This window comes from Methanosarcina sp. UBA5, from assembly GCF_002505485.1.
GTDB lineage: Archaea > Halobacteriota > Methanosarcinia > Methanosarcinales > Methanosarcinaceae > Methanosarcina.
In genome coordinates this window covers 1-5,648 of record NZ_DAVG01000106.1, presented here as the reverse complement: position 1 = coordinate 5,648, position 5,648 = coordinate 1, and the positions used below count along the sequence as shown (strand labels likewise).

At 39.8% G+C, this 5,648-nt stretch carries 7 protein-coding genes; 4 read left to right on the top strand and 3 right to left on the bottom strand.

The features are described 5' to 3' along the window. The 3 genes from BP621_RS12405 to BP621_RS12395 all read right to left on the bottom strand — a co-directional run. Positions 1-167 (bottom strand): glycogen/starch synthase (locus BP621_RS12405; RefSeq protein ID WP_292390422.1); only part of this gene is annotated, 167 nt, incomplete at its 3' end. A 122-nt stretch (positions 168-289) separates the two neighbouring features. Then, complete coding sequence (locus tag BP621_RS12400; RefSeq protein WP_292390415.1) at positions 290-598, bottom strand: arsenate reductase ArsC; 309 nt, start codon at positions 596-598, stop codon at positions 290-292. 260 nt (positions 599-858) lie between these two features. Next, complete coding sequence (locus tag BP621_RS12395; protein ID WP_394339307.1) at positions 859-1,551, bottom strand: metallophosphoesterase family protein; 693 nt, start codon at positions 1,549-1,551, stop codon at positions 859-861. 841 nt (positions 1,552-2,392) lie between these two features. Here BP621_RS12395 and BP621_RS12390 point away from each other — a divergent pair. The 4 genes from BP621_RS12390 to BP621_RS12375 all read left to right on the top strand — a co-directional run. Continuing rightward, positions 2,393-3,337: a phosphate ABC transporter substrate-binding protein gene (locus BP621_RS12390; RefSeq protein WP_292390411.1), complete on the top strand. Its 945-nt coding sequence runs from the start codon at positions 2,393-2,395 to the stop codon at positions 3,335-3,337. Positions 3,338-3,365: 28 nt separating this feature from the next. Continuing rightward, positions 3,366-4,256: a phosphate ABC transporter permease subunit PstC gene (gene pstC, locus BP621_RS12385; protein WP_292390408.1), complete on the top strand. Its 891-nt coding sequence runs from the start codon at positions 3,366-3,368 to the stop codon at positions 4,254-4,256. A 68-nt stretch (positions 4,257-4,324) separates the two neighbouring features. After that, a complete protein-coding gene (gene pstA / locus BP621_RS12380) occupies positions 4,325-5,182 on the top strand; it encodes a phosphate ABC transporter permease PstA (protein WP_292390417.1) in 858 nt (285 codons plus the stop codon). Positions 5,183-5,227: 45 nt separating this feature from the next. Then, positions 5,228-5,648 (top strand): phosphate ABC transporter ATP-binding protein (locus BP621_RS12375; RefSeq protein ID WP_292390406.1); only part of this gene is annotated, 421 nt, incomplete at its 3' end.

Here is a 5,648-nt window from a genome sequence, read left to right as displayed (position 1 = left end):
CCATTTATTATCTCATCTTTATCTTCAAGGTCTCGTGTAAACAGGTGAACCTCATGTCCCTCTGCCGCAAGAGCATCTGAGAGTTCAGATACGTGGGGTGAAATCCCTCCTACACGGATCGAATACAAACTTTCCCAGGAAAACATTCCTATTCGAATCTTTTTCATAGCCCCACTACCCCTTTTTGTCAGAATGAGATTTAAGGAACTAAGTTATAAATTATAGGCCTCCCTTGCCTGTAAGAATCATTGGATATCTATCTGTTTGGCAGCAGTCAAATATATTCCCCTTATATTTGGCAGCCTTCAAATTTCTCAAATGTCTGCAAGATCCAATCTTTTATTTCATCTCTGACTCGCCGGAAAACTATGAGTTGCTCTTCCTCTGACCCCACAGCCACAGCAGGATCCTCAAAACTTTTGTGAATTACCTCTCTTGCTTTTGGAGATTTAGTCGGAAGCTGTAGATTTGTACTGCAAATAGGGCAGGCCACTTTAGCCCGATCGCAGACCATAACCGCTAGATCAAATATAGTATCCTGGAATTCCTGTGGAGTTTTAGAGCGCTGATTGGAAATATCGATGCCGATTTCCTTCATGACTATAACAGCGTGAGGATAACAGATGTGGCCTCAACGCCGGCGCTGTAAGCCTCGTATCGATCGATCTCCATAAATAGCCCTTAAAAGACCTTCTGCCATCTGTGACCTAGCCGAGTTATGGGTAACACAGAAAGAGAATCTTCTTTTTTTCCTGTATCCGGATTTCGGAAGATTAGGAATACCCGAGAAGATTTCGTTGGCTTTAATCCTCTCTTTTAGCTGCATCTGGTTCTCTTTTGTAACCTGTCTTAAATAAATTATATTATACTATCAACAACCCTCTCTTTTTCTCCTCTAAAGAAAATTCTGTAAACTTGCAAATGCCAACGTTTGCAATCGGATTCTGGCGCATCAACCTCAATCAAGTTGTAACATTGAGATATTTTTCCACGAACTTTAGAAGAGCAGACAGTTCCCGCACTGATGACGAGCATGTCGTTTAATCTCCAGACCCAGGGGATATGCCAGTGCCCACAGAGCACAAGGTTCACACCTGAACGGTCCAGGAGTTCCAAAACGTCTCCCGCATCTACAAGTACATTATTTCCTCTGCCAGTTCTGGGAATTGGAATAAGGTGGTGATGCAGAGCAAAAATTTTGAAACCATTTACTGAAAAAGTGTTCTCTATCCAGCTGTAATTCTCCCTTCCGATATGTCCTTCGTCAAGTTCTGGCTGGGAAGAATCAAGCCCTACAACAGTGACTTCACCAAAGTGCCCGAAAGTTGATCTGGTTTTGAAAAGATCCTCAAAAAAGAGGTAACCAGCATTTTTCGAATCATGGTTTCCTGGAACTATCACCTTGTTTTTGCATTCAATCCTATCAATAAATTTCTTTGCTCCATTATACTCGGCTGCAAGTCCATTCTCAGTAAGGTCGCCGGTGATTATTACAATATCCGGAGAGTTCCTGTTTATGTTTTCAAGCATTGAATCTGCAATCTCAGGCATATAATATGCCTCTGAGAAATGAATGTCTGAAATATGTACTATTTTTCTGATATCTTATTCCTCTGTCTTATTTATTCACGTTTTGACTTCTAGAATTAGAAGTCACAGAGTTATAGATATAGTTATTCGATTTAGTCAATATATATGAAAGAAAAAAAGAGATTAATAATATAAGTATATTCTCTATATACAAGATTAAATTCTCTAAGCCTAGATGAGATTCTTTCTTTGAGTATTCTTTTGTTTAGCTGAATCTGTATTCAAAAACTAACCTGCGAGAAAACTCAAAAGGAGCTTCATGAGAATTGAGGTGCAAAACGCAATTACGCGAAAATCTTGAAGATGTCAACTTGTTGACTTATTGCCATCCAAAAAAGAAAAAGAAGAGATTTGAGCTACTGGTTCACTGTAAAAGAAGTAACATGGGATAGTTAGTTAATTTCTTGCTGATAGCATGTAGGGTCTGTTCGTATATTTCTGTTCCCACGCTACTAATCAATGATATTCTTATCTTGTACATATAGTTTTCCCATTTCTATATAAGAATCACGATAGATATTGTTATAATATCTAAAAAAAATATTTTCTTTTTATTGTAAACCTATTTGAAGTCAAAGTATGCTATGACTACTTTGCTAGCCTAATTTCAAATTTATATATTTACTATAGTAGCTATATTAGATCTTACTTAGGTATATGTTTATAATGGATTACTAATTCCCTATAGAGTATATTGAGAATCTTTATATATTTCTTTTATCTATTATGCGTTATACGGTACACTCAGTTAATGTATGTAAATTGTTGATTAGTCATATTTATTTAAAGGAGCGTCTTTGACATGGTAGATAAATTAAAAACTTACTCAGTTCTTTTATTGTTAGTAATCGGACTGGTGTTTTTGGGAATTGGATGTGCTGAAAAGAATAAGGGAGGTTCTTCCCCAGCTCAGGAAACCTCTTCAGAAGCTCCCGTGCAGGAAACCACTGCTGCAGAAGCACCACAGGGAGCTACTTCTGGTGAAGTGCAGAGCATTTCTTTGAAAGGATCTGATACAGTTCTGCCTCTTGCACAGGCTGAAGCTGAAGAATTTATGAATAAGAACTCTGGGAAAAGCATAACAGTCACTGGAGGCGGATCCGGTGTTGGAATTGCTGCGCTCATTGACGGTGAAGTAAATATTGCTACCGCATCCAGAGAAATTGATGCTAATGAAACTGAAGCCGCTAAGAAAAATGGCGTTAATCCTGTAGAAACTACTGTTGCCTATGACGGTATTACAGTTGTTGTAAATCCTTCTAATTCTGTTTCTAACCTTACTTTTGACCAGCTTCGCGGTATCTACAATGGAAGCATCAGCAACTGGAAGGAAGTCGGTGGTGAAGACAAGCCAATAACAGTTATTTCTAGAGATACCAGTTCCGGAACGTATAAAGACTTCCAGAAAGACGTTTTGAAAGGCGATGAATACCGACCTGATGCTCTTACTCAGCCTGCTACTGGTGGAGTAGTTTCTGAAGTAACTCAGAACACTAATGCAATAGGATACATTGGTTTTGCGTATCTCGACAGCAGTGTAAAAGCCCTTAGTCTGGATGCTGGAAACGGCTCTGTAGCTCCAACTGCCAAAAGTATACTTAATGGTTCATATCCACTTTCAAGGTCTCTTTACTTCTACACCAATGGTGAACCTTCAGGTCTTACAAAGGAATTCATCGACTTTGTGAGGAGTGAGGACGGGCAAAAAATTGTGAGTACAATCGGGTATATTCCATTAAAAAAGTAACAATTTTTAAAAGGTTCAAGGGAAAAATATGTTTGACAGAAATTATAAGGAAAAGGCGATCGAATCGGTGCTTTTCTCAGTAAGTGCCCTTACGGTCATTGTCCTTCTCCTTATATGCATCTTTTTATTTAGGGATAGTTTACTTCTCTTTAAAGACACGTCCCTTCTAGACTTTCTCACAGGAAAATTCTGGTACCCGACATCAGTAAACAGGCAGTTTGGGCTATTACCTCTATTTTTAGGTTCTCTTCTTGTTACTGCCGGAGCAATCATTTTTGCAGTACCTCTGGGTATTGCTTGTGCTATTTATATTTCTGAGATTGCCCCACCAAAGATTGCAGGGTTCCTTAAACCTTTTGTTGAAATCTTGGCAGGGATTCCTTCTGTTGTATTCGGATTCTTTGGACTTGTTATACTTGTTCCGTTTATACAAAATACTCTTAATCTACCTACTGGGCAAACCGCTCTTACAGGTTCCATTATGCTTGCAGTTATGGCACTTCCTACAATCATTACCATCTCAGAAGATGCAATAAGCTCGGTTCCCAGTACTCTCAAGCAGGGTTCGCTCGCTCTGGGAGCTACAAGATGGCAGACTATATATAAGGTCATAGTTCCTGCAGCTCTATCGGGAATCTCAGCGGCGGTAATGCTTGGGGTTGGAAGAGCTATAGGGGAAACAATGACACTCATGATGGTTACAGGAAATACTGCAGTAATTCCTTCTTTTCCCGGTGGCATTCTCAACCCTGTAAGGACAATGACTGCTACAATTGCACTTGAAATGGGTGAAGTCCCTCAGGGGAGTGCTCACTTTCATGCTCTTTTTGCAGTTGGAACTGTGCTTTTCGTTATAACTTTCTTGATTAACCTGATTGGAGATATGATCAAAAAAAGATACAAATTCAAGGTGGATTGAGCATGGAATTAAGTTCTAATGTAAATGAAAATGAGCATAAATCTATTCGGGTTCAAGGTGGGCTAAGTATGGGACTGAATGCAAGAACTAGTGAAAAAGTTGCCTTTGCACTTCTTAGCCTTTCAGCTGTGGCAATAGCTGCATTTGTAGTAATTATCCTTGCTTATATTATGTACAATGGGTACAGTGCAATTAGTATTGAGTTCCTTACTGAAATGCCCCGTATGATGATGACCGAAGGCGGAATTTATCCCGCGATTATAGGCACTATTCTCTTGATAATAGGATCAATGGCTGTAGCTCTCCCTATGGGAATTATGGCTGCCGTTTACTTGAACGAATATGCAGTAGAAAACCGCACAACCTGGATTATAGAAATGGCAATTAACAATCTTGCAGGAACCCCTTCTGTAGTGTTCGGGCTTTTTGGGCTGGCACTTTTTGTTAAATATTTTGATTTTGGTTCTTCTTTATTGTCGTCCTGCCTTACTCTTTCTCTTCTGATTATTCCTGTCATTATCCGTTCTACCCAGGAAGCCCTGATTGCAGTTCCAAAAGAGTATCGAGAATCCTCTCTTGCACTCGGGGTCAGCAAATGGCAGACTATCAAGCATGTGGTATTACCTGCTGCTATTCCTGGAATTGTTACAGGTTCTATTCTCAGCATTGGAAGGGTTGCAGGGGAGACAGCTCCTATTCTCCTCACAGGTGTCGTTTACTTCCTGCCAAGGCTGCCCGACTCTATGTATTCTCAGTTCATGGCTCTTCCATATCATCTCTTTGTGCTGGCCACTTCTGGGACAAGCATCGCTCAAACTCGCTCTCTTCAGTACGGGACGGCCTTGGTTTTGTTGATTATCGTGCTAGGTTTGAATATCATTGCGGTTTTGATCCGCAGTCATTACAGGCAAAAAGTAAAAATTTAACATTTTCATAATTTTTAATGTATATGTGAAAATTGAGGTTCATAAATGACTGAAGCTGTTCAAAACGTAGCTCAGCCCCAGATATCTGTTGAGAATTTAAATCTGTGGTATGGGGAAAAGCAGGCTCTTAATAATATCTCCATGCGGATCCCCAAAAACAGCGTAACTGCTCTTATAGGTCCCTCAGGTTGCGGAAAATCTACTTTTATCCGCTGCTTAAACAGGATGAATGATCTTATCAAAAACTGTAAGGTTGAAGGTAAAGTTTCAATTAAAGGTAGGAATCTTTACGGAAAAGATGTTGATGTTGTTGAACTCCGGAAGCAGGTAGGTATGGTTTTCCAGAAACCCAATCCTTTTCCTATGTCCATTTATGATAATATTGCCTATGGACCGCGTATCCATGACGTAGGTAAAAAGGATATGGATGGAGTTGTTGAGGGTGCCCTTCGTTCGGCTGCGATCT

Coding starts and splice junctions, on each gene's coding strand:
- BP621_RS12400 (WP_292390415.1), bottom strand. CDS start 598: ATGAAGGAAATCGGCATCGATATTTCCAATCAGCGCTCTAAAACTCCA.
- BP621_RS12395 (WP_394339307.1), bottom strand. CDS start 1,551: ATGCCTGAGATTGCAGATTCAATGCTTGAAAACATAAACAGGAACTCT.
- pstA (WP_292390417.1), top strand. CDS start 4,325: ATGGGACTGAATGCAAGAACTAGTGAAAAAGTTGCCTTTGCACTTCTT.
- BP621_RS12390 (WP_292390411.1), top strand. CDS start 2,393: ATGGTAGATAAATTAAAAACTTACTCAGTTCTTTTATTGTTAGTAATC.
- pstC (WP_292390408.1), top strand. CDS start 3,366: ATGTTTGACAGAAATTATAAGGAAAAGGCGATCGAATCGGTGCTTTTC.